This window comes from Kutzneria sp. NPDC051319, assembly GCF_040682195.1.
Taxonomy (GTDB): Bacteria; Actinomycetota; Actinomycetes; order Mycobacteriales; family Pseudonocardiaceae; genus Kutzneria.
The window spans coordinates 20,707-42,876 of the sequence record NZ_JBFBAM010000058.1 but is presented as its reverse complement, the minus strand read 5'-3'; the positions used below and the strand labels follow the sequence as shown (position 1 = coordinate 42,876).

21 protein-coding genes are annotated in these 22,170 nt (G+C 69.8%); 14 read left to right on the top strand and 7 right to left on the bottom strand.

The window, feature by feature from the left end; translation table 11 throughout:
* The first annotated feature begins 8 nt into the window (after window positions 1-8).
* The gene (locus AB0M73_RS37070; RefSeq protein ID WP_363901237.1) at window positions 9-2,027 is read left to right on the top strand and encodes a 3-hydroxyacyl-CoA dehydrogenase NAD-binding domain-containing protein; all 2,019 of its coding nucleotides are present in this window, start codon (window positions 9-11) and stop codon (window positions 2,025-2,027) included.
* On the top strand, window positions 2,024-3,196 hold the full coding sequence (locus AB0M73_RS37065; protein ID WP_363901234.1) for an acetyl-CoA C-acyltransferase: 1,173 nt from the start codon (window positions 2,024-2,026) through the stop codon (window positions 3,194-3,196). The genes AB0M73_RS37070 and AB0M73_RS37065 overlap by 4 nt, the downstream gene beginning before the upstream one ends.
* Window positions 3,197-3,251: 55 nt before the next feature.
* On the opposite strand, the gene hpaD is transcribed toward AB0M73_RS37065, so the two are convergent.
* The 6 genes from hpaD to AB0M73_RS37035 all read right to left on the bottom strand — a co-directional run bounded on the left by hpaD (window position 3,252) and on the right by AB0M73_RS37035 (window position 9,718).
* The gene (gene hpaD / locus AB0M73_RS37060; protein WP_363901231.1) at window positions 3,252-4,259 is read right to left on the bottom strand and encodes a 3,4-dihydroxyphenylacetate 2,3-dioxygenase; all 1,008 of its coding nucleotides are present in this window, start codon (window positions 4,257-4,259) and stop codon (window positions 3,252-3,254) included.
* Entirely contained in the window at window positions 4,256-5,785 is a 1,530-nt protein-coding gene (gene hpaE / locus AB0M73_RS37055) for a 5-carboxymethyl-2-hydroxymuconate semialdehyde dehydrogenase (RefSeq protein WP_363901228.1), read from the bottom strand. Before hpaE ends, hpaD begins: the two co-directional genes overlap by 4 nt.
* Window positions 5,782-6,717: a 4-hydroxy-tetrahydrodipicolinate synthase gene (dapA, locus tag AB0M73_RS37050; RefSeq protein ID WP_363901225.1), complete on the bottom strand. Its 936-nt coding sequence runs from the start codon at window positions 6,715-6,717 to the stop codon at window positions 5,782-5,784. The genes hpaE and dapA overlap by 4 nt, the downstream gene beginning before the upstream one ends.
* Window positions 6,714-7,388, bottom strand: a complete 675-nt coding sequence (locus tag AB0M73_RS37045) for a GntR family transcriptional regulator (RefSeq protein WP_363901222.1) — start codon at window positions 7,386-7,388, stop codon at window positions 6,714-6,716. The genes dapA and AB0M73_RS37045 overlap by 4 nt, the downstream gene beginning before the upstream one ends.
* Window positions 7,385-8,815: a fumarylacetoacetate hydrolase family protein gene (locus AB0M73_RS37040; RefSeq protein WP_363901219.1), complete on the bottom strand. Its 1,431-nt coding sequence runs from the start codon at window positions 8,813-8,815 to the stop codon at window positions 7,385-7,387. The genes AB0M73_RS37045 and AB0M73_RS37040 overlap by 4 nt, the downstream gene beginning before the upstream one ends.
* 72 nt (window positions 8,816-8,887) lie before the next feature.
* Window positions 8,888-9,718 (bottom strand): PaaX family transcriptional regulator C-terminal domain-containing protein, encoded by an 831-nt coding sequence (locus tag AB0M73_RS37035; protein ID WP_363901216.1) that lies wholly within the window; start codon window positions 9,716-9,718, stop codon window positions 8,888-8,890.
* Window positions 9,719-9,852: 134 nt separating this feature from the next.
* Between AB0M73_RS37035 and AB0M73_RS37030 the strand changes: the two genes are divergently transcribed.
* From AB0M73_RS37030 to AB0M73_RS36980, 11 genes are all read left to right on the top strand, one after another.
* On the top strand, window positions 9,853-10,374 hold the full coding sequence (locus tag AB0M73_RS37030; RefSeq protein ID WP_363901213.1) for a nuclear transport factor 2 family protein: 522 nt from the start codon (window positions 9,853-9,855) through the stop codon (window positions 10,372-10,374).
* On the top strand, window positions 10,364-10,873 hold the full coding sequence (locus AB0M73_RS37025; protein WP_363901210.1) for a nuclear transport factor 2 family protein: 510 nt from the start codon (window positions 10,364-10,366) through the stop codon (window positions 10,871-10,873). The genes AB0M73_RS37030 and AB0M73_RS37025 overlap by 11 nt, the downstream gene beginning before the upstream one ends.
* Window positions 10,870-12,438, top strand: a complete 1,569-nt coding sequence (locus AB0M73_RS37020) for an AMP-binding protein (RefSeq protein ID WP_363901207.1) — start codon at window positions 10,870-10,872, stop codon at window positions 12,436-12,438. Before AB0M73_RS37025 ends, AB0M73_RS37020 begins: the two co-directional genes overlap by 4 nt.
* 176 nt (window positions 12,439-12,614) lie before the next feature.
* Window positions 12,615-13,205 (top strand): DoxX family protein, encoded by a 591-nt coding sequence (locus AB0M73_RS37015; RefSeq protein ID WP_363901204.1) that lies wholly within the window; start codon window positions 12,615-12,617, stop codon window positions 13,203-13,205.
* Between the two features lie 22 nt (window positions 13,206-13,227).
* On the top strand, window positions 13,228-14,094 hold the full coding sequence (locus AB0M73_RS37010; protein WP_363901201.1) for a MaoC/PaaZ C-terminal domain-containing protein: 867 nt from the start codon (window positions 13,228-13,230) through the stop codon (window positions 14,092-14,094).
* Between the two features lie 270 nt (window positions 14,095-14,364).
* The gene (locus AB0M73_RS37005; RefSeq protein ID WP_363901197.1) at window positions 14,365-15,003 is read left to right on the top strand and encodes an ABC transporter permease subunit; all 639 of its coding nucleotides are present in this window, start codon (window positions 14,365-14,367) and stop codon (window positions 15,001-15,003) included.
* The gene (locus AB0M73_RS37000; protein WP_363901194.1) at window positions 15,003-15,788 is read left to right on the top strand and encodes an ABC transporter permease; all 786 of its coding nucleotides are present in this window, start codon (window positions 15,003-15,005) and stop codon (window positions 15,786-15,788) included. Before AB0M73_RS37005 ends, AB0M73_RS37000 begins: the two co-directional genes overlap by 1 nt.
* Window positions 15,782-16,606, top strand: coding sequence for an ABC transporter ATP-binding protein (locus tag AB0M73_RS36995; protein ID WP_363901191.1), 825 nt, complete (start codon window positions 15,782-15,784; stop codon window positions 16,604-16,606). The genes AB0M73_RS37000 and AB0M73_RS36995 overlap by 7 nt, the downstream gene beginning before the upstream one ends.
* A gap of 23 nt (window positions 16,607-16,629) precedes the next feature.
* Entirely contained in the window at window positions 16,630-16,962 is a 333-nt protein-coding gene (locus tag AB0M73_RS36990; RefSeq protein WP_363901187.1) for a YciI family protein, read from the top strand.
* A 31-nt stretch (window positions 16,963-16,993) separates the two neighbouring features.
* On the top strand, window positions 16,994-17,998 hold the full coding sequence (locus AB0M73_RS36985; RefSeq protein WP_363901184.1) for an ABC transporter substrate-binding protein: 1,005 nt from the start codon (window positions 16,994-16,996) through the stop codon (window positions 17,996-17,998).
* 152 nt (window positions 17,999-18,150) lie between these two features.
* A complete protein-coding gene (locus AB0M73_RS36980) occupies window positions 18,151-19,659 on the top strand; it encodes a glycoside hydrolase family 76 protein (RefSeq protein ID WP_363901181.1) in 1,509 nt (502 codons plus the stop codon).
* A 12-nt stretch (window positions 19,660-19,671) separates the two neighbouring features.
* Here AB0M73_RS36980 and AB0M73_RS36975 read toward each other — a convergent pair whose 3' ends face one another.
* Window positions 19,672-20,598: a hypothetical protein gene (locus AB0M73_RS36975; RefSeq protein ID WP_363901178.1), complete on the bottom strand. Its 927-nt coding sequence runs from the start codon at window positions 20,596-20,598 to the stop codon at window positions 19,672-19,674.
* Window positions 20,599-20,862: 264 nt separating this feature from the next.
* Between AB0M73_RS36975 and AB0M73_RS36970 the strand changes: the two genes are divergently transcribed.
* Window positions 20,863-22,035: a trypsin-like serine protease gene (locus tag AB0M73_RS36970; RefSeq protein ID WP_363901175.1), complete on the top strand. Its 1,173-nt coding sequence runs from the start codon at window positions 20,863-20,865 to the stop codon at window positions 22,033-22,035.
* The last annotated feature ends 135 nt before the right edge of the window (window positions 22,036-22,170 follow it).

Below are 22,170 nucleotides of genomic sequence, written 5' to 3'. Positions count from 1 at the left end.
GAGGACCGATGACTTCTCCCGACAGCACCGTTTCTGTTGAGCGACACGGCTCCACCGCCGTCGTCCTGATGCACAGCCAACCCGTCAACTGCCTGAACCATGCCCTGCGCACCGACCTGCTCGCCACACTCGAACAGGTCGAACACGACTCGACCATCACCGCGGTCGTGCTGACCGGTGCCGACAGGACCTTCAGCGCCGGCGCGGACCTCACCGAGTTCGACCGCGGCGAGGCGTTGCTCGAACCATCCCTGCACCTGACGATCACCGGGACGCTCGACATGATGCGCACCCCGGTCGTGGCGGCGATCCACGGCGCGGCGCTCGGCGGCGGCCTGGAGCTCGCGCTGGCCTGCCACTACCGGATCGCCACGCCGGACGCCCGACTCGGCCTGCCGGAGATCACACTGGGCCTGATCCCCGGTGCCGGCGGAACACAGCGGCTGCCGCGGGCGGTCGGTTTCGAGACTGCCCTCAACCTCGTTCTCGGCGGTAGCACCGTGACGGGGACCGTCGCGCAGGGGCTCGGGCTGGTCGACGAGGTCGTCCTCGGCGATCTCGTCGACGCGGCGGTGCGGTTCGTCCAGCGCGTTGCGCTGACTGCGCCACCGCGGCTGCGCGACGTCGAGGTCCGGGCGTCAGAGCGCGAGGGGCTGATCGCGTTTGCCCGCCGCGCTGCCGGCCGCAGTCGGGCCACGCGGCCCGGGACCGGCTACGCGTTGGACGCCCTCGCCGCCACCGCCCTGCCGTTCGACGATGGCCTCGCCACCGAGCTCCGGCTGTTCCAGAGCTTGTGTGCCAGCACTTCCGCGCCGGCGTTCCGATACCGCTTCCTGGCCGAACGCAGGGCCGGTCGGGTCAAGACGGCCGGCAGCCGCGTGCCGAACGTCGCGACGGCGGCAGTGATCGGCGGCGGCACCATGGGGCGAGGCATCGCCCTCGCACTGCTGGCCGCCGGCATCTCGGTGGTCCTGGTCGAGACCGACCAGGACCGCGCCGACGCCGCGGCCGCCGCGGTCATGGCCGAGCTGAAACGCCGTCGGCTCAAGCCCGAGCAGTTCCGCGGCGAAGTGGGGCTGCGGCACATCGGCGATGCCGACCTTGTCATCGAGGCGGTGTTCGAGGACCTGGCGGTCAAACAGGCGGTGTTCGCCGAGATGGATCGTCACGCCAAACCGGGAGCGCTGTTGGCCTCCAACACGTCCTCGCTCGACCTGGACGCCATCGCGGGCGTGACCGGACGGCCCGCGGACGTCGTCGGGCTGCACTTCTTCAGTCCGGCCGACGTGATGCGACTCGTCGAGATCATCGAGGGCGCGGCCACCTCGGCCGACACGCTGGCCAGGGCCGCGCGGATCACCCGACAGCTGAACAAGATCGGGGTCGTCTCCGGTGTCGGCGACGGGTTCATCGGCAACCGCGTCATGGACGCCTATGTCCGACAGGCCATGATCCTGCTCAGCCGGGGCGTCCCGCCCGACCGGGTGGACGCGGTCCTCGAATCCTGGGGGATGGCCATGGGCCCGTTCCGGGTTCTCGACCTGGTGGGAAACGACATTCCCTGGCAGGCGCGGCAGGCGCGCGGCGCCACCGGACCGGAGTGGTGGCTGGCCGACCAGTTGGCCATCCGGGGACTGCTCGGCCGCAAGTCCGGCGCCGGCTGGTACCGCTACCCGCAACGCACGCTGAATCCCGAGGTCGGCGACCTGATCGCCGAGTGGTGTCGGGACCCGGCCGCGATCAGCGACGACGAGATCGTGCAACGGTGTGTCTACGCCCTGGTCAACGAGGCCGCCGCCGTCATGCAGGACGGCGTCGCCCGCCGCGCCTCGGACATCGACGTGGTTTTCCTCAACGGCTACGGCTTTCCGGCCGAGCGTGGTGGCCCGCTCCACCACGCGGACCACATCGGACTGGACCGGGTCATACGGGCGATGCGCCGGTTCGCCTGGACGCCGACGCCGCTGCTGACCGAGTACGCCCGCGATGGACTGTCGATCACGACCTGGGAGAAGGCAACCGCATGAGCACGCCACTGATCGTCTCCACCGCTCGCACACCACTGGCCAAGGCGTGGACCGGCGCGTTCAACCTCACCCACGCCGCGACGATGGGAGCGCACGCGGTCGACGCGGCGTTGCAGCGCGCGGCGGTCGATCCGACGGAGATCGACGATGTCGTCATGGGATGCGCCAATCCCGAGGGCGCCAACGGCCAGAACATCGGCCGTCAGGTCGGCATGCGCGCCGGGCTGCCCGACTCCGTGCCGGGCATGACGGTGAGCCGGTTCTGCGCGTCGGGCCTGCAGGCGATCAGCCTGTCCGCGGCGCGGATCGCGGCGGGGGAGTGCGAGGTGGTCGTCGCGGGCGGGGTCGAGTCGATCTCCTGTGTGCAGAACGAGATGAACACGCACATGATCACCGATCCGTGGCTGGCCGAGCACCGGCCGACGCTGTACGCGCCGATGTTGCGGACCGCGGAGAACGTCGCCGAACGCTACGGGATCTCACGCGAACGACAGGACGAGTACGGGGTCGCCAGCCAACAGCGTGCGCACGCCGCCCAGCGGACCGGACGGTTCGATCAGGAGATCGCGCCGGTGACGACCACGATGGTGGCCCAGCAGGACGACGGCGTCCGGACCCGCACGATCCGCATCGAACACGACGAGGGCGTGCGCCCCGGCACCACTCTCGACGGCGTGCAGCGCATCCGGACCGCGCTTCCCGGTGGGACCGTCAGCGCCGGCAACGCGAGCCAGTTCACCGACGGAGCCTCCGCCTGCGTGCTGATGTCGGAGCAGCGGGCGGCCGCGTCGGATGTCGAGGCTCTCGGCCGGTTCGTCGACTTCACGGTGGTCGGCTGTGATCCGGCCGAGATGGGCATCGGGCCGGTGCCGGCGGTGCGCCGTCTGCTCGAACGCAACCGGCTCACGGTCGAGGACATCGACCTCTGGGAGCTGAACGAGGCGTTCGCCAGCCAGGTGATCTACTGCCGCGACCAGCTCGGCATCCCGGACGAACTGCTCAACGTGAACGGAGGGGCGATCGCACTCGGGCATCCCTACGGCTGCTCGGGAGCGCGGCTGACCGGTCACGCGCTGATCGAGGGACATCGACGCGGCGCCCGGCGCGCCGTCGTGACGATGTGCGTCGGCGGTGGCCAGGGAGCCGCCGCCCTGCTTGAGATCTTCTGACGGCACGAGCACCGCGGCCCCCGTCCGACTCGACCGGACGGGGGCTGCGGTGCGTTCAGCCGCCGAGACCGTCGGCGCCGACCCGCACGGCGCTCTCGTCGATGGCGGACTCGCTGACCGGCACGACGTTCCCGTCGAGGTCGAGCACCGGTGTCGCCTCCTTGTACCAGGACTCGATCACCGCGTTGCCCCAGTAGTCACGGCGACGGTCGTCGTGGACGCTCCACCGGTAGGTCTCGTGATCGGGGTCGCCGGTGTAGTAGTCGGAGGTGTAGATCTCGACCCGGTGCCCGTCCGGATCCCGCAGGTAGACGTAGAAGGCGTTCGACACGCCGTGGCGGCCGGGCCCGCGCTCGATGTGGGATTCCGCGTGCAGCGCGCCGAGGATGTCGGCGATGTGCAGCACCTGGTGCGACTCGTGGGTCGCCATGCCCAGGTGGTGCAGTCGCGGACCCGCGCCGCCGGTGAAGGCCACGTCGTGCACGGTCTGCTTGCGGTACATCCACGCCGCGTACATCTCGTGCTCGTCCTCGATCGTCTCGGAACAGCCGAAACCGAGGGCGGTGTAGTGCGAGTACGCCGCCGGAATGTCCGGCACCACGATGTTGAAGTGATCGAGCCGGGCGATGGCCGCGCCGCGATGCAGGTCGTAGCGCTGGATCAGCCGCTCCGCCTGCTCGATGTCGTAGTAGAACTCCACCGGGAAGCCAAGCGGGTCGACGGTGTGCAGGGCGTCCCCGACACCGGGCGTGCCGTCGCCCTTGGCCACCCGGCGCACCGGACGGCCGAGCGCGGCGAAGTACTCCTCGGCCCTGTCGACGTCGGCGGCGCCGCGGACCCGGTAGGCGATGTGGTCGAGGGCGGCGACCGGACCGCGCCGCAACACGAGATTGTGGTGGGTCAGCTCGTCGGTGCCGCGCAGGCACAGCACGTCCGAGGTCTCGGCCTGGACGTGCAGGCCGAGCACGTCGACCCAGAACCACCGCGACTTCGCCAGGTCGGTGACGATCAGTTCGGCGTAGGAGGAGCGGACCACGTCCGGAGCGCTCGGCCGGCCTTTCATCGCGTGGCCTCGTATCCGCCGGCCCCGAAGCGAGGAACGGGCACGTCGGCCAGGCTGACGTGCACGATGCGCGACTCGGTGTAGAAGTCGATGCTGTGCGAGCCGCCCTCGCGGCCGACACCGCTGGCCTTGACGCCGCCGAACGGGGTGCGCAGGTCGCGGATGTTGTGCGAGTTGATCCACAGCATGCCCGCGTCCACGGCCGCCGCGACGTTGTGCGCGCGTCGGAGATCGTTCGTCCACACGTAGCCGGCCAGCCCGTACGGCGTCGCATTGGCCAGCGCGACGGCGTCCTGTTCGGTGTCGAAGGGCGTCACGCACAGCACGGGGCCGAAGATCTCCTCCTGGAAGATCCGCATCGACGGCCGCACGTCGGCGAAAACCGTTGCCTCGACGAAGTTTCCCGTCGGCAGTCCGGCCGGCCGTCCGCCGCCGACGAGCAGTCGCGCGCCCTCCTCGACGCCGATCCGGATGTAGTCGAGGACCCTCGCGTGATGCTCGGGATGGATGAGCGCGCCGAGTTCGGTGTCCGGTTCCGACGGCCGGCCGACCCGCACCGCCGCGGCCCGGACGGCCAAGCGGTGCAGCACTTCCTCGTAGACTCCTCGCTGCACGAGCATTCGAGAGCCGGCGGTGCACCGTTCGCCGTTGAGACTGAAGATCTGGAAGACCGCGGAGTCGATGGCGGCGTCCAGGTCCGCGTCGTCGAAGACGATGCACGGGCTCTTGCCGCCCAGCTCCATCGACAGCGCCTTCAGGTGCCCCGCGGAGTTGCGGGCGATGAGCTTGCCCGTGGTGGTCTCCCCGGTGAACGAGATCAGCGGCACGTCGGGGTGGTCCACCAGCGCCGCCCCGGCCTCCTCGCCGATGCCGTGCACGATGTTGAGCACGCCGGCCGGCACGCCGGCCTGCTCGGCGATCTCGGGCAGCAGGCCGGCCGACAGCGGCGACCACTCCGCCGGCTTGAGCACGACCGTGCAGCCGGCGGCGAGTGCCGGGGCGAGCTTCCACGTCTCCAGCATGAACGGGGTGTTCCACGGAGTGATCAACCCGGCGACGCCGATCGGCCGCCGCAGCACGTAGCCGATCTGGGTGCCGCCGGTGCGGAAGGCATCCTCGTGCACGCCGACCGAGATGTCGGCGAAGAAGCGAAAGTTCTCCGCCGCCCGGTGGGCCTGCCCACGCGCCTGGGTGATGGGCAGTCCGGTGTCGCGGGACTCGTACTCGGCCAGCAGACCGGCGCGTTCCTCGATCGCGTCGGCGATGCGCATCAGGATCCGGGAGCGTTCCCTGGTGCTCAACCGTCCCCACGGTCCGGCCAACGCCGCCCGCGCGGCCGTGACGGCGCGGTCGACGTCGGCGGCCTGCCCGGCCGCGGCTTGGGCGTAGGCCTGGTTGGTCGAAGGATCCAGCACGTCGAAGGTCTCGCCGCCCCGGCTCGCGACCCGTTGGCCGTCGATGTAGTGCGCGATGAAGCCGGTGAAGGCCGAGCCGGCGGTGCCGGGCAATGAGGATGCGAGCGTCATGACGTTGCTCCGATCGGTTCCGCGACGAGGTCCGCTGCCTGGGCGCGGAGCCGCTGGATCGACTCGACCACGTCAGGGCCGGGTTCGATCAGCGGCGGGCGCACGTGGGGCGAGTCGATGAGACCGAGATCGGCGAGCACCCACTTGGCCGGGGCGGGATTGGTCTCGACGAACAGCAGGTCGACCAGAGGATGCAGCCGGTAGTGCAGGTCGCGGGCCGCCGCGTGGTCGCCGGCGGTCCACAGCTCGTACATGTCGGCGACGGCTCGCGGCGCGATGTTGGCCAACGCGCTGACGAAGCCGCGGCCGCCGAGCGCCAGCAGCGGCAGGCACAGCAGCTCGATCCCGGACCACACCAGGAAATCCCGTCCGCACAGGTGCAGCACCCGGGAGAAGTGCTCGAAGTCCTTGGTCGTCTCCTTGATTCCCACGATGTTGTCGTGAGCGCGGCGCAGCCGCAGCACGGTGTCGGGTTCGATGTCCACCGCGGTCCTCGACGGCACGTTGTAGATCGCGATCGGCAGGTCGGGGAACTCGCCGGCCACGGTGGAGTACCACTGGAACAGCGCCTGCTGGGACGGCCGGGCGTAGTAGGGCGTGATCACCAGGGCGATGTCGGCGCCGAGTTCCTGGGCAAGCGCGGTGAGTTCCAGCGTCTCGTCCAGCTTCGCCGAACCGGTCCCGGGCAGGAACGGGACCCGGTCGCCGATCTCGTCGGCCACCGTCCGCAGCGCGGCCGCGCGCTCGTCCCGAGTGAGCGCGCCCGGTTCGCCGGTGGAGCCGCCGAAGGAGATTCCGTGCGATCCCTGGGAGATCTGCCACCGGACGAGCCGGCGCAGGCTGTCGTGGTCGAGTGCGCCGTCGGCGTGGAACGGCGTGACGACCGGAGCGATGGACCCGGTGACGGAACCGGGATCGGTGCGGAATCTCATGGGTGGGCGGCCTTTCCGATTGCGGCGTTGCGAGTGGCCAACGCGTCGACGGAGTGGATCTTGTGCTGGCGCGCGACCCGCTCGATGTCGGCCGCGTCGGCGCCGGACTCGATCAGGTCGGTGATCGCGTCGTGCTCGGCGATCGACCGGCGGATACGTTCCTGCGGCAGGTGGAAGGACGCGCGCCGGATGAGCGCCATCCGGTCCCACTCCACCTGGACGAGCTCGCGGAGGTGGGCGTCCGGGCAGTGCCGGTAGATGGCGAAGTGGAACTCGTGGTTGAGCTCGGAGAAGAGCCGGGGGTCGAAGTCCGGTCCGGTGTCGGCGATACGGGCGTTGATCTCTCGGGCGTTGGCGATGTCCGCCGCGGTCAGCAGGGGCGCGGTGATCGCCGTCGCGTAACCCTCCAGCATGGCCAGGATGTGCATGGTGTGCACGTACTGCGTCGCGTCGAACCGGCTCACGTGCGCCCCGACGTTGCGGGTCACCTCGACGTAGCCCTCGGCCTCCAGCCGGCGCAGCGCCTCACGGACCGGGATCGCGCTCACACCGAGTTCGCCGGCGATCTGGTTGAGCACGATCCGGTAGCCGGGGCCGTACGTGCCGTCGGTGATGCGCTGTTTGAGCAACTCGTAGGAGAGCGTCGACTTCGACTGCGCGGGCTCACTCATCGCGACTCCTCGTACTCGGCGCGGGCCGCAGGCGTCATCGGGTACCAGTCCGCGACCGAGGCGCCGCCGCGGATCTTGTCCACGACGTAGGCCTCCTCCCGCTCCTGGGCGAGGGCCGCGGCGGCGACGTCGTCGACCAGGTCGGCGGGGACGACGATCACTCCGTCGTCGTCGCCGACGAGGACGTCGCCGGGCAGCACGAGCACGCCGCCGCAGCTGATCGGGATGTCCACGTCCATCGGGACGTGCCGCCGGCCGAGCACCGCCGCGTGTGACCCCGCGGCGTAGGTGGGGATGTCCAGGTCCGCGACGGCACTGGTGTCGCGCAGCGGGCCGTCGGTCACGATTCCCGCGGCGCCACGGATCTGGGCCCGCAGCGCGAGGATGTCGCCGATCGTGCCCGCGCCGATCTCGCCGCGGGCCTCGATGACAAGGACATCACCAGACCCGAGACCTTCGACGGCCCGCTTCTGGGCGTTCATCCCGCCCCCGCGGCGCTGGAACTCGTCCTCGCGCAGCGGTAGGTAACGCAGCGTGCGAGCGCGGCCCAGCAGTCGCCGGCCGGCACGCACCGGCCGGACACCGGCCAGGAAAACCTCGTTGAGACCCCGTTTGCGCAGCTGCGAGTAGAGGGTCGCGGTGGACACGGCGCCGAGCGCCTCGACAGTGGCGGGCGCCAGCCCGGTCCCGTCGGCGGCCGCTTCCGGGACGCCGAGGTTGCCGGCCGGTGGCCCGGCGACGGCACGCGCCTCGTCGTCGATCCGCGGCATGGCGCCGATGCCGGCCAGGGGCACGGCGGCGGCGACGATCTCGTTGCGCAGCCGGCCGCCTTCGGCCACTTCGACCTCGACGACGTCGCCGGGCCGCACGACGCCGGCGCCCGTCGGCGTGCCGGTGAGGATGATGTCGCCGGGTTCCAGGGTGATCGTGCGGGACAGGTCGGCGATCAGGTACTCGAAGCCGAAGATCAGGTCCGCCGACGAGCTGTCCTGGACCAGGTTTCCGTTCACCCAGGTCCGCAGGCGCAGGCGGCCGGCGTCGACACTGTCGGCCGGAATCAGGCTCGGTCCGACCGGCGTGAAGCCGTCGCCGCCTTTGGACCGCAGGTTCGAGCCACGGTCGGGCCAGCGCAGGTCGTGCAGGCCGGCGTCGTTGGCCGCGGCGAAGAACCCGATGTGGCGCGACGCGTCCGCCCGATCGACGTTTCGGGCGCGGGTGCCGATGACCACGGCGATCTCGCCTTCGTAGGTGAGCAGTTCGCATCCTCGCGGCCGGACGAGGGGGGAGCCGGTCTCGCTCAGCGAGGACGGTGGCTTGAGGAAGTAGGACGGCACTTCCGGAACCCGGCCGCGCTCCGCCGCGCGGCAGCGGTGGTTCAGGTGCACGGCGATGATCTTGCTGGGCCGGAGGCCGAGTGAGTGACTCACGAGCCGATGATATCAAGAATTATATACGATCCGAGAGATGACTTATCACACCGTTCCGGGCGCGAGCGGCGCTCACAGCGAGCGGAAGTACTCCAGTGCCACGTCGGTCCACTCCTTGTTGCGGGCGGTGAACAACGCTCGGGCGCGCGCTCGGGGCCAGCGCGCCGGCAGCAGCGAGTCCGGTAGTTCGGGGTCGACGAGCGGGAAGTGCCGCCAGGAGGTGAACATCCTTATCCAGGCCGCGAAGATTGCGGCCGACGCGCTCGGCCGCGACCTGCCGTGTGTGGTCAGGAAGGTGGCGTACCGCTCGCGGAGGGCGTCAAGGTCCCAGGCGGCCTTGGTGATCTCGGCGGGGGTGTGGGTGGGGCTCATCGTGCTGATGAAAACGAAGGCGTTCACCGGATCGTCCGCGCCGCGCAGCAGGTCCATGGTCGCGCCCTGGTGCTCGACGTGCGGTGAGATCCACAGTCCGTTGCCGAGGGAGCCGAAGCCGAGCCAGCCCAACTGGGTTCGCATCTGGTACCGCAGCTCCCGTCGCTCCTCGGGCACGGTGAGGGCGGCCAGCAGCCAGCGGCCGTCCCACTCCGCGGGGGAGCCGAAGGCGAGCGCGCGGGCGCGCCCCTCTTCGAGCATCTTGCGGCTGCTGTCGCTGATGGTCAGCAGGGATCGTCGGCCGACCCGTTCGCTGGTGAGCCAGCCTTCGCGGATGGCTCGGGCGACCACCTGGCGGGCGGCGGGGGAGGAGATGTCGAGCGCGGTCAGCGCGGCGACCAGTGACTCCTGCCACACGGTGTCACCGTAGGGCGCGACCGCCTCGCCGAGCACGGTGAGCAGCGTGGCCCGTGCCGTTCCGGAGCTCGCGGGCGCCTCCGAGGATGCGCCCGGGGATGGGTTTGCGGTCACGATCCGAGCCTATCGTGGTGGCGGCCGAGGCCGGCCGACCATGGCCAAGATGTTACAAATGTCTGGCGATCGTGTCAGTTCTGTCTTACGATGCCGGGGTGGCCGGCGACACCGGTCGCGGTGAGGAGCACGTGATGACGGAGACCGAGCTGGCGCAGCTCGTCGCGGCGCTGTCCGACCGGTTGGGGCGGCTGGAGGATGTCGAGGCCATCAAGAAGCTCCACCGGAGCTATGTCCGCAGCCTCGCGGATCGCGAGTGGACCGACCTGCTCGACAGCTTCACCGAGGACGCGGTGGTCGACCTGTCCGAGCGCGGCCTCCGGCGCGGCCGGGCCGAACTGGCCGAACTCTTCGACGCGATGGGCGAGGCCGGCCACCCGCACGACGGATACGTGCTGAGCTCGCCGATCATCGACGTGGACGGCGACGAGGCGACCGGCAGTTGGACCCTGCACCGGCATCGATGCGAGTTCCCGGCCATGGGTGCGACGGTACGGGTGTTCGGGCCGTGGTGGGAGGGCCGATACGAGTGCTCCTACCGTTATGTCGGCGGTCGGTGGCGGTTCGCGGCCATGACGTTCCGGCTGGTCGCGCCGGACAGCGACGGCGAGGCCGCAGCGCCGACTCCGGTCCATGGTGCCAGCCATGCCGGCTGAGCTCACCGGCAGCCGGCCGGACCTGGTCCGGGAGCTGTACCGACTACGGGCCAGGCTCGACGAGCTGGAGTGCCTGCAGGCGATCGAGGATCTGCACCGGCGATTCACGCGCGCGGTCGCCGATCGCGAGTTCGCCGAACTCGCCGGATACTTCTGCCACGACGCCGTCATCGACATGCGACGGCACGGCCCGATCTGCGGGCGTGACGCGATCGCCGAGCATTTCGCCGGTATGGCAGCGATGCCGCTGACCGGCGCGGGCTACGTGCTCACCTCCCCGGTGGTCGTGGTCGACGGCGACAACGCGGGCGGCACGTGGACCTGGCACCGGTTCAACGCCGAGGCCACCGTCGGCGCCAAGTCGGTACGGGTCTGGGGCATCTGGGAAGAGGGCCGCTACCAGTGCCGCTATCGGCGCACCGACGGCGCCTGGCAGTTCGCCGGCATGCACTTCCGAGTGGTGTTGCCGGATTCCGACGACGCGAGGGAGAAGCGTTGATCATCGCCGACCTGATTCGGCGCAGCTGCGCGCAACACGCCGCGCTGGTGGCCGTCAAGCACCACGACCGGACACAGACCTACGCGCAGTTGTGGGATCGCTCGGTGCGACTGGTGAACGCGTTGCGGTCACTGGGACTTCAGCCGGGCGACCGGGTCGCGACGCTCGCGCCGAACTCGCTGACCACGCTGGAGGCGATGACCGGCCTTGCGCTCGGCGGCTACGTCCGAACCGCGTTGCACGGCATGAACGCGGCCGACGCGCACGCGTACATGCTTGCCAACGCCGGAGCGCGGGCGCTGATCACGACTGCTGAGCTGCACCGCCGGTTCGCCGACGCCTTCGCGGATGTCCCCGGCCTCGAACACGTCATCGTGCAGGACGCTCCCGACGGTGGGCTCGACTACGAGTCGCTGCTGGCCGCCGCCGGAACCGATGACGCGAAGGCGCCGGTAACCGGCGACAGCCTGCTGCACCTGGCTTATTCTTCCGGCTCCAGCGGCCGGCCGAAGGCCTCGATGCACAGCCACCGGTCGTGGATGCACGTCACGGCCGACCATGCTCTGATGCTGCCCCGGCTGACCGCGCAGGACACCTACCTGGCGGCCGCCCCGCTCACCCACGCCGCGTCCACCGTGATCTACGCCCTGCTGGCCCGTGGTTGCCGGGTTGTGGTCATGGACCAGTTCGACGCGGGGCTCGCCCTGGAGCTCATCGAGCGCGAGCGATGCACGGTCACCGTGATGGTCCCGACGATGCTGCGGATGATCGTCGACCACGAATCCGCGAACACCGCCGACCTGAGCAGCCTGCGAGCGGTCCTCTACGCCGGCGCGCCGATCTCGGCCGGCACCGCCCGCCGCGCCCGGGACCTGCTTGGCGACGTGCTGTTCCAGACCTACGGGCAGAGCGAGTGCCTGCCCGCGACGAGCCTGACGCCGCAGGACCACGCCGAGGGTGCGCTCTCGAACGCGGCCTTGCTGCGTTCGGCGGGCCGGCCGTGCCTGAACAGTTCGGTGCGCATCCTCGACGACGACGGCAACGACCTCGACGCCGCACAGATCGGTGAGATCGCCGTCCACACCGACGGGCGCATGCTCGGGATCCACGGGGACGCCGAGGCGACCAGCGCCAGGCTCACCCCTGACGGTTACGTGCGCACCCGCGACAGTGGCTATCTGGACGAGCGGGGCTACCTCTACGTCGTCGACCGCAAGGACGACATGATCATCTCGGGTGGTTTCAACATCTGGCCGGCCGAGATCGAGAACGCGCTCGGCCAGCACGCGGCCGTCGAGGATGTCGTCGTGGTCGCCGTGCCGCACGCGAAGTGGGGCGAGACGCCGCACGCGGTCGTCCGACTGCGGGAGCACGCGGCCGCGACCGGGCAGGAGCTGATCGACTTCTGCCGGGACAAGCTGGGGTCGATGAAAAAACCGACGGCGATCGCCTTCACGGTCGATCCGTTCCCGCGGACGGACCTGGGAAAGCTGAGGCGCCGGGAGATCCGTGACCAGTTCTGGCCGTCCGGGCCGGCAGACGCCCGCAACATCACCGGCGCGTGAGCGCGATCGTTGCGGCGTGAGCCCGCCGGCGTCGGGGAGCTGACCCGGCGGCCGGCGTTGTTCCCCTGCCACAACGGCTTAAGCAGCGGCATTTCACGCGGTCGAGATATGACAATACATTGACGGTCGCAAGTTCATCGAATAACATGAGGCTCAGAAGTCGCCGCTCGGCGACCGTGCTCAGCCCGACCGACCCGGACGCCCGAGAAGGCCGAGGCCGTCCAGTCCAGAAGCGAGCCAACATGATCACCTCATACCGCCGCGCCGCCGCCGCGCTGGAGCGTGTCCCGGACCTGGCGCTGCTGCTGACCCGGCTGACGCTCGGCGCGCTCTTCATCGACCACGCGCTGCAGAAGTACCGGGCCGATGGCGGAATCGCCGGATTCGGGGCCTTTCTGCGGTCCTTGGGCAACATTCCAGCGCCGACGCTGACCAGCCAGGTCGTCCCCGTCCTCGAACTGGTCGGCGGCGCCGCGCTCATCGCGGGCATCCTGACGCGTGTGTTCGCGTTGCTGCTGGCCGGCGAAATGGTCGTCACCGGCTTTGTCGTCAAAGCGTTCGACCTGCACCAGCCCCTCGTCGGTGCGACGACCGCCGGGGTGGAGCTCGACCTGCTCTACCTGGTGCTACTGGTGACCGCGCTGCTGCTCGGCCCGGGGCGCGCCTCCGTCGACCGCGTCGTCGGTCTGGAACGCGGGCGGCCACAACGCTCCCGCATCGAAGCACGGTGCGACAACGGCGAAACAACCGTCCATTCCGGACACTAGTACCCGAAAGAGGTTGGTTTGCATGACCGCCACCGAGGTCTCGGTCGACGAGTTCGACCTTGAGCCGCTGGGCAAGTGGAGCGAGCCGGCCGTGTTCGACGTCGACCGGATGCGCCTTCAGGCGTACGCCGGTGCGACGAACGACACCGTGCCCGCCCACCTGGCCGGCGACTACGCCAGTCCGATCTTCAATGTGGTGCCCGGATTCCGGGTGATCGCCCCGCTCACCGAGAGCATGCCGCCGCCGGCGAAGCGGATGATGGGCCTGCACGGCGAGCAGGACTTCCGGTTCCATCGACCGATCGAACCCGGCATGCGCCTACTGACCAGGGCCAAGCCGCTCGGCGTCGTTCCGCACTCGACCGGCTCCACGATCACCGTCCTCGGCGAGACGACGACCGAGGACGGGACACCGGTTGTCGACCAGTACGTGACGGTTTTCATCCGCACCGCCATCGCGGGCCGAGCCGTCGGCGACGGGCCGCCCGACTACTCCGTCGACCGGATCGGGGAGCCGATCGCCGTGGTGACCACGATGTTCGACCCGGACCAGACGTTTCGCTACATGGGAGCGTCCGGTGACACCATGCCGCTGCACTCCGACGCGGCGTTCGCGCGGAGCTTCGGCCTGCCGGGGATCATCAATCACGGCAACTGCACGCTGGCCTTCGCCACTCGCGCGCTGCTGGCGACGACTTGCGCCGACGACGTGCACCGGTTGAAGCGACTCGCCGTGCGGTTCAGCCGTTGGGTGACTCCGCAGGACGTGATGACCACTTGGATCTGGCGGGCCGGCGTCCGTGACGGCCGCTCGGTGTACGCGTTCGAGTCCGGTCTCACCGACGGGTCGCTGTGCCTGTCCGGAGGCATGATCGAAGTCCAGGACTGACCACCTGCCGTGATCTCTCTACACCACACGAAGGGCGACGCCGTGTTGACCGACGCCACGGAACAGGGCGGTGAGACGATGACGGCCGCGCGTCCACGGCTCGACGCGGCCATCCGTTCGAACACAGTCGTGCCGGTCGAACGGCGACGGGTCTCGTGGATGACGCTCGCGCAGGCAGGTGTTGTCGCCGCCGCGGTTGGCCTGTGGTGGCTGGTGTCGTGGCGGGTGGGTCCCGACTCGGTACCCACTCCGGCACAGACCAGTCGAGCGATGATCAGTTTGGTGGGTCAGGGCCAGTTCTGGACGGCCCTGCTCGACACCGGCGTGACCTGGGCGATCGGTCTCGCCATGTGTTCACTGGTGGGCACTGCGGTCGGCCTGTTCGTCGGGTCCAACCGATTCGCCAGTCGGAGCACGCGGTTCGCCTTCGACTTCATGCGCACCATCCCGCCGGTCGCTCTCGTGCCGCTGGCCCTGCTGCTGTACGGGCCGACCCGCGCGATGGTGCTGCTGCTGGTGATCTCGGGCGCGGTCTGGCCCCTCCTGATCCAGTCCGTCTACGCCGCCCAGCAACAGGAGGCGCTGCTCGGCGATGTGGCGAAGTCGTTCCGGTTGAACCGACGCACGCGGTTCCTTCACATCTTCTGGCCCAGCTGCTTGCCGTTCGTGCTGTCCGGGCTGCGTGTCACCGGAACCATCTGCCTGTTGCTGACCGTCTCGGGCGAGCTGCTCGGCGGCGCACCGGGTATCGGCGCCGAGATCCAACTCGCGCTCAACGCGGTCGACAACCCGCGGATGTATGCCGAAGTGGGCGCCGCGGCACTGTTGGGGGTCGCCGTGAACGTGGTTCTCGGTGCGCTCCGGACCCGGGTGCTGCGTTGGCATCCCTCGGTACGAGGAGGTCGATGATGGCACGCGGGATTCGTTCAGTGCTCGTCGAAGCGTGGTTGCCGGTCACCCTGCTCGCCCTGTGGTGGTTCACCAGCGCCGGCAGCACCGACCTCTACTTCCCTTCATTGAGCGCGATTCTGCTCCAGTTTCGACAGGACTGGCTCTTCCGGCACGTGGGCACCGATCTGGTGCCCAGCCTTGAAGTGCTCGCTCTTGGCTACCTGTCAGCCGTTCTGGCGGGACTGCTGCTCGGTGTCGCGTTAGGACTGTCGCGGCGAGCCGACGAGGCATGCCGGCCGCTGCTCGAATTTCTCCGCGCCGTACCCGGGGTCGCCCTGCTGCCCGTCTTCATAGTGCTGTTCGACCTGGGCGCGGAGATGAAGATCGTGCTGATCGCGACCGGCGCGATCTGGCCCGTGCTGCTGAACACGATCGACGGCGTGCGCTCGGTCGAACCCCTGTTGGTGGACACGGCAAGGACCTTCCGGCTGAGCCGCTGGCAGCGACTGCGCCGCATCGTGCTGCCCTCGGCCGGCCCGCAGATCTTCGCCGGCGCCCGCACGGCGCTGGCCATCGCCGTGGTGGTGCTGGTGGTCGGCGAGACGGTCGGCAGTTCCGGCGGGATCGGCTACTTCCTGCTCAACGCCGAGCGCAACTTCGCGATCACCTCGATGTGGGGCGCCATCGTCGCTCTCGGCGTCGTGGGCTACATGCTGAACGTGCTGTTCCGAATCGTCGAGGCCGTGACGCTGCGCTGGCACCGCAAACAGCGGGCACGGCTGCGTACGGAGGAATCATGGTGAACCCGGTGGCCAACGCCGTCGACGGGCGCACGCCCGGTGGCGAGCTCGACGTCCGTGAACTGGGACATCGCTACGGCGCCAACGACATCCTCGCCGGCATCGACCTGACAGTGCGGCCGGGCGAGTTCATCAGCCTGGTCGGCCCGTCCGGGGTCGGCAAGACCACCCTGCTGCGGTGTCTGAGCGGTCTGCAGCGACCCGCCGACGGACAGGTGCGCTACCGGGGCGTCCCGCTCACCGAGCCGGTCGCCGGCGTCGCGGTGGTGTTCCAGGACTACAGCCGCTCGCTGCTGCCGTGGTCGTCCGTGGTCGACAACGTGGCACTGCCGTTACGGTCGGCCGGCCGCTCCAAACAGGACAGTCGGGAGCTGGCCCGAGCTGCTCTCGCCGAGGTGGGCCTGGGCTCGGTCGATCCGCGGGCGTATCCGTGGCAGCTGTCGGGAGGGATGCAGCAGCGGGTCGCCATCGCGCGAGCGCTGGTGTACCGGCCGTCGCTGGTGCTGATGGACGAGCCGTTCGCCTCGGTCGACGCCCAGACCCGCGCCGACCTCGAAGACCTCGTGCGCCGGCTGCACGGCGAACTCGGCCTCTCGGTCGTGCTCGTCACCCACGACATGGACGAGGCGGTCTACATGTCCGACCGGGTGGTCGTGCTCAACGGAAAGCCGGCGACCATCGCCACCGTGCTCGACATCGATCTCGGCGCGACGCGGGACCAGGTGGCGACGAAGTCCACGGCCAGGTTCGCCCAGCTGCGCAGTGAGGTCTACCGCATCATCCATCCCGCCAGCAGCGCCGTGACGACGTCCGCGCGCTAGCCGCCTGCCGAGAGGATCACACCGTGCCCGTCTTCGCCCTCCTGGTCGAGTTCCAGGGAGATCCGCCGTCCGAGGAACTGCTCGCGGCACACCGCGACTGGCTTTTCCCCCAGTTCGAGCGGGGCGTTTTCATCCTGACCGGCGGCCTGGAGGCCGTGCCCGGCCGGTCGCCGTCGGCGCTGGCGATCATGACCGCGGACAGCATCGCCGCGGCCGAGTCGGTCATCGCCGGTGATCCGCTCGTCCAGGCCGGGAGGAGTGTCTGCCAGGTGGTGCCGTACACCGTGCGGGTACGCGCCGCCGACCTGGACACGTTCTTCGGCGACGACACCAAGGCGATCGACCGCACCAGCTGACCGCGTCCACCTGCAGATCGGAGCATCCGCCATGTCCACACCGTTTTCACCGTCGAGAGCGGCCATCGCTGTCGCGGCGATCGCCGCGACCGTCGTCCTGACGTCGTGCTCGGCCGCGAATCCCGCGACGGGCAGCCAGGACTCGCTGTCCAGCGCCGATCCCACCGCGGTGACGGTCGGAATCCCCGGCATGCTGCTCAACGCCGATGTCTTCCTGGCCGAGCAGAACGGGACCTTCGCCGGCGCCGGTCTCGCCGTCAAGAACCAGGTCATCACCGCCGGCGCCAACGCCGTGCCCCAGTTGCTCAACGGGAGCATGCAGTTCGGCGTTGTCGACGTGCCCACCGCGATCATCGCGACACAGCAGGGTGTCGGCATCTCGGTCGTCGCCCCGATGGCGGTCGGCAGCTCCGGTGGTCGCGGCTTCGGCGGCGTCATCGGCCGAAGCGGCTCGGGTATCGGCAAACCTGCCGACCTGGTCGGCAAGAAGGTCGCGGTCAACCAGCTCAACGGCACCTCGCAGACGCTGCTGACAGCGGCCCTGAAGAAGCAGGGGACCGACCCGTCCGCGGTGCACTACGTCGAGGTCGCGCCGGAACAGACCATCGCGGCCCTCAAGAACGGCCGGGTCGACGCCGCGGTGACCGGCGAGCCGCTGATCAGCATGGCACTCGGGATGGGCATGAGCTACGTGCTCAACCAGGAGAGGGACACGGTCGCGGGCGCCGCGACGTTCGTGTTCGTGGCAGCCAAGTCGTACATCAGCTCCCACCCGGCGGCGGTCGCGGCGTTCGCCAAGGCCATCACGGCGGCCAACGTCGCGGCCAATTCCGATCCGGCTGCCGTCAAGCAGATCATGATCAAACAGGACCAGGTTCCGGCCGCGCTCGCCCCGTCGATCGTCGCCCCGACGTTCGGTACCAGCGCCGTGTCGGTGAAGGACATCCAGACGACGATCGATCTGATGGTCGCCAACGGCCAACTCCCGGCTGACCGTGCCCCGAAACCGGAGGACGTCCTCACCAGCAGCTCATGAGCTCGGGACCGCCCTTCGGGTGAACACCACGCTCGGCGACGTGTGAAAACGCCACTGTTGACGCCGACCTCACACGGACCTTACCTTGCTTGGTGAGAGCGCTCTCACATTCCGTTCCGACCGGGCTGCCACCCCTGCACCGGGAGGTTCCCATGCCCAGAGCCGCCGTTCTCGCCGCCCTGACCTTCACCGCCGCCGCCCTGCTCGCACCCGCCGCCGCCGCGTCGACAGCCGGCCCGGCGACCAGCGTCCCGGCGCCTCCGGCCGCCGGTCCCGCCTCCACTGCGCCACCCGCCCCGATGGCCACCATCTGCGACAAGTACTGCGACGGCCGCGATCCCGCCCAGGCGCCACAGGACCGGCCGGCGGTCGCCGCCACCGCCGGCAACCGCCAGCTCTCCCTGCATCTCGACGACACCGACGACATGGGCTGGGGCGCGATCACCAACAGCTCCGCCGGCGACGAGCTGTGGCTGGACCGCTCCTTCGACGCGGGCCGCAGCTGGGCGTCCGGCTCCAAGATCGGCGACACCCGGACGCCGGCCGGCTATCCGGGCTGGCGCACGCTGATGTTCAACGTCGACGACTGGGCGAACCACGGCGTGGGGCTGCTGCGGGCCTGCGCCCAGCCGGCCGCCGCCACGTCGGTCACCTGCACCGACTGGCGCCGCACCACATGGAACTCCTACGACCGGCGCACCGCCGCCGCGACCGCGTTGATGGAGGACTACAACCTGAGCACCGGCCTGTTCGACACGACCGGCTGGTGGAACTCCGCGAACGCGCTGACGGCGGTCATCGACAACATCCGGGTGTCCGGCGTGGGCAGTTACACCTACGCCGTCTCCCGCACGTACACGCTGAATCTGTCGGCCCAGGACGGCAACTTCACCAACGCCTACAACGACGACACGGCGTGGTGGGGCCTGGCGTGGATCGCCGCGTACGACCTGACCGGCGACAGCCGCTACCTGGCCACCGCCCGCTACGACGCCGATCACGTCTACACGTACTGGGATGCCACCTGCGGCGGCGGGGTGTGGTGGAGTTCGGCCCGAACGAGCAAGAACGCGATTCCCAACTCGCTGTTCATCGAGCTGAATGCCGCTCTGCACAACAGGATCGCGGGTGACACCACGTACCTGCGGCGCGCTCAGGACGGCTGGACGTGGTTCCGCGGCACCGGAATGATCAACGCCCAGAACCTGGTCGACGACGGCATCAGCATGGCCACGTGCGCCAACAACGGCCAGCCCAGCTGGACCTACAACCAGGGCGTGCCGCTCGCGGCGCTGGCCGAGCTGTACCGGGCGACCGGCAACGCGGCCTATCTCGACCAGGCACGCACGCTGGCGAACGCGTCGACCACCAGCACTTCGCTCAACACCAACGGTATCCTGCACGATCCGGGAGAGCAGCCCGGTGGTGGCGGCGCGGACGGCCCGACCTTCAAGGGCGCCTACGTCCGAGGGCTGTCGGCACTGAACACCGCCCTGGCGGATCACCCCTACACGGCGTACCTGAAGCGGCAGTCGGATTCGGCGTATGCCAAGGACCGGAACGGATTCGACCAGTACGGCCTGCTCTGGGCCGGGGCGTTCGACCACGCCGACGCCGCCCGGCAGCACAGCGCCCTGGACCTGGTGAACGCGGCGCAGTGACAGCGTGAGGCCTCAGGACGGCCAGCTCCACGCGATGCCGATGATTCCGGTGGCTCCATCCGAAACGGCCAGATGCACGGCGTTGTCGTTGCTCAACGTCAGATCCGTCATGCGCAGTCGAGGCTTGGCCAGCCCGGTCCGGGCATACGAATGGCAGTCCACCGGCAGCATCCTGGGGTCGAAGCGGACCTCCAGCAGCGAGTGGTCCTCGGTCGTCCGGATGCCGTGCGCGTAATCCTCACAAGGCTCACCGGTCGGGTCGTGGAGCACGTACTCGACCACCCAGGTGTCGCCGATCCGCAGCGCCTCGGTGAACAGCAGCTCGGCGACCAGGACCGGCGCCGTGGGGTGGCGCAGCACGCGGCCGAGCCGGCAGTGCTCCAGAGAATGCAGCCGCACCTGGTCGAGGTCGCAGCCGGGGTCGCCGAAATAGCGCAGGAACTGGCGGTCGGCGCCGTCGCGACGCGCCCGCACCAGTAGTCGGATCCGCGCGCTGGTGGCCCGCCGCTCGACGTCGACCAGCACCTTGTCCTGCCTGGTGACCACGTCCAGGTCGAGCTCGCGCGCGCCGGGCAGCTGGTCGAGCAGCTCGCCCAGCGGGCCCGCCTGCTCGTCGAGCCGGCCATTCTCGGCTGCGGAGTCTCGCTTCGCGAGCAGCCGGGCCAGGGATTCCCCTGGGACCTGCAGAACCTGTTCGAGGGCCCGGATCACCCGCCCGGAGCTCGCGGGTCCCGGCCGGACGTGACCGTGCTGCCAGTCGCTGAGGCTGGCGGCCGAGACCGAGACGCCTTCGCGCCTGAGGTGGCAGCGCAGCCGTTCCAACGTGAGGCTGCGCTGCCGGATCGCCGCCCGCAACGCGGCATGGAACGGCCCGGTCTCCAGCAGGATCTCCAGCCGCGCGCCGGCGCCGTCCGCCGCGCGCGATCGCGTTCGGGTCATGCGCACCCCTCACGACAGTTGGACTAGACCAGTTGGCCAGTGTCGCCGAGCCTGCGCCGGCCTGTCCACACGGCTGCCCCGCATCGGCCGGACAGAACGGCGGACAGCGACGTCGAGCCCGCCGGCGACGCGCGGGAGGCGAAGATCGTAGAGGGGCTTCCGCCAAGGGACCAGATCCGAATATTCGGCCGTTGCCCGGGCCTGCGCGCGCCGCTTACAACCAGTGGGACCTCTTCCGCCCAGTCGAACGAGGAGTTGCCCCGCATGCGTCCTACTGTCAGGACCTTACTGGTCACAGCCGCGGCCACGGCGCTACTCGCATCGGCCGGGACGGCCTCGGCCTCGGCCCGGCCGACCCCGATGATCGTCGGCGGCGGCAACGCCACCGAGACCTACTCCTTCATGGCCGCTCTCAGCTCGACCGACGGCTGGGGCTGCGGCGCCTCGCTCATTCGGCCGACCTGGATCATCACCGCCAAGCACTGCGTGACGCTGGACAACGGCGGCCAGTCGACGCCGGCTTCCCTCAGCTTCCGGATCGGCTCGCTGTACCAGGACTCCGGCGGCTCCGTCGCGAAGGCCAAGCGGGTCATCCGGTACGGAACCGATGACGCGGACGTCGCCCTCGTCGAGTTGACCGCTCCGGTCCCGCAGAAGCCGATCGACATCGCCGCCGGCGCACCTGTCGGGTCGGCCACCCGCATCATCGGCTGGGGCTGCCGCAGCGACGCGTGCGACGATCCGCCCAACCCCGTGCTCCAGCAACTCGACACGTCGATCCTCGCCGACAGCGCCTGCGGTGGCGATCAGTACTACTTGTGCGTCAACAATCCTGACGGGTGGCGCGGCGCCTGCTACGGCGACTCCGGTGGTCCCGCCGTCATCAAGAACGGTGCGACGTGGGTTCTCGTCGGCGCCACCAGCGGCGGCACCGGACTGTGCGGCGAGAACCCGTCGTTCTACGTCGAGCTGCCGAATGTGCGGTCGTGGATCGAGAGCTACGCCGGACCGAACGGCGGCGGCAGCGGCGGCGATGCGAACCTCGCGCTGAACCGCCCGGCGAAGTCCGCTCAGCCTTCGTGCAACGCCGACGAGGTGCCCGCGAAGGCCGTGAACGGCAGCGTCTCTGGCGGCAACAGCGACAAGTGGTGCTCGGGTTACGCCGGCGCCAAGACGCTCGAGGTCGACCTCGGCGCCAACCATCAGCTGACCAGGTTCGTGGTCCGGCACGCGGGCGCGGGCGGTGAGTCGGCCACTGGCAACACCAGGAACTTCACGCTCGAGACCTCGACCGGCGGCGGCGTGTGGAGCGTGGCGGCGACGGTCACGAACAACACCGCGTCGACGACCACCACCACGGTGAACGTCAACGCCCGGTGGATCCGCCTGACCACCACGGACGCCGTGGCCCGGATCTACGAGTTCGAGGCCTACTGACCGACGGGCGCAACGTCGTTGGGGCACGCGGGGGTTTGCGCCCCGGCGCAAACGAAAAAAAAGGGGCCGGGGGGGGGGGGGGTAGCCCTCGAAGTAGGCCACCCCCGGGGTGGCGGCGGGGGGTTGCCGGCGGGA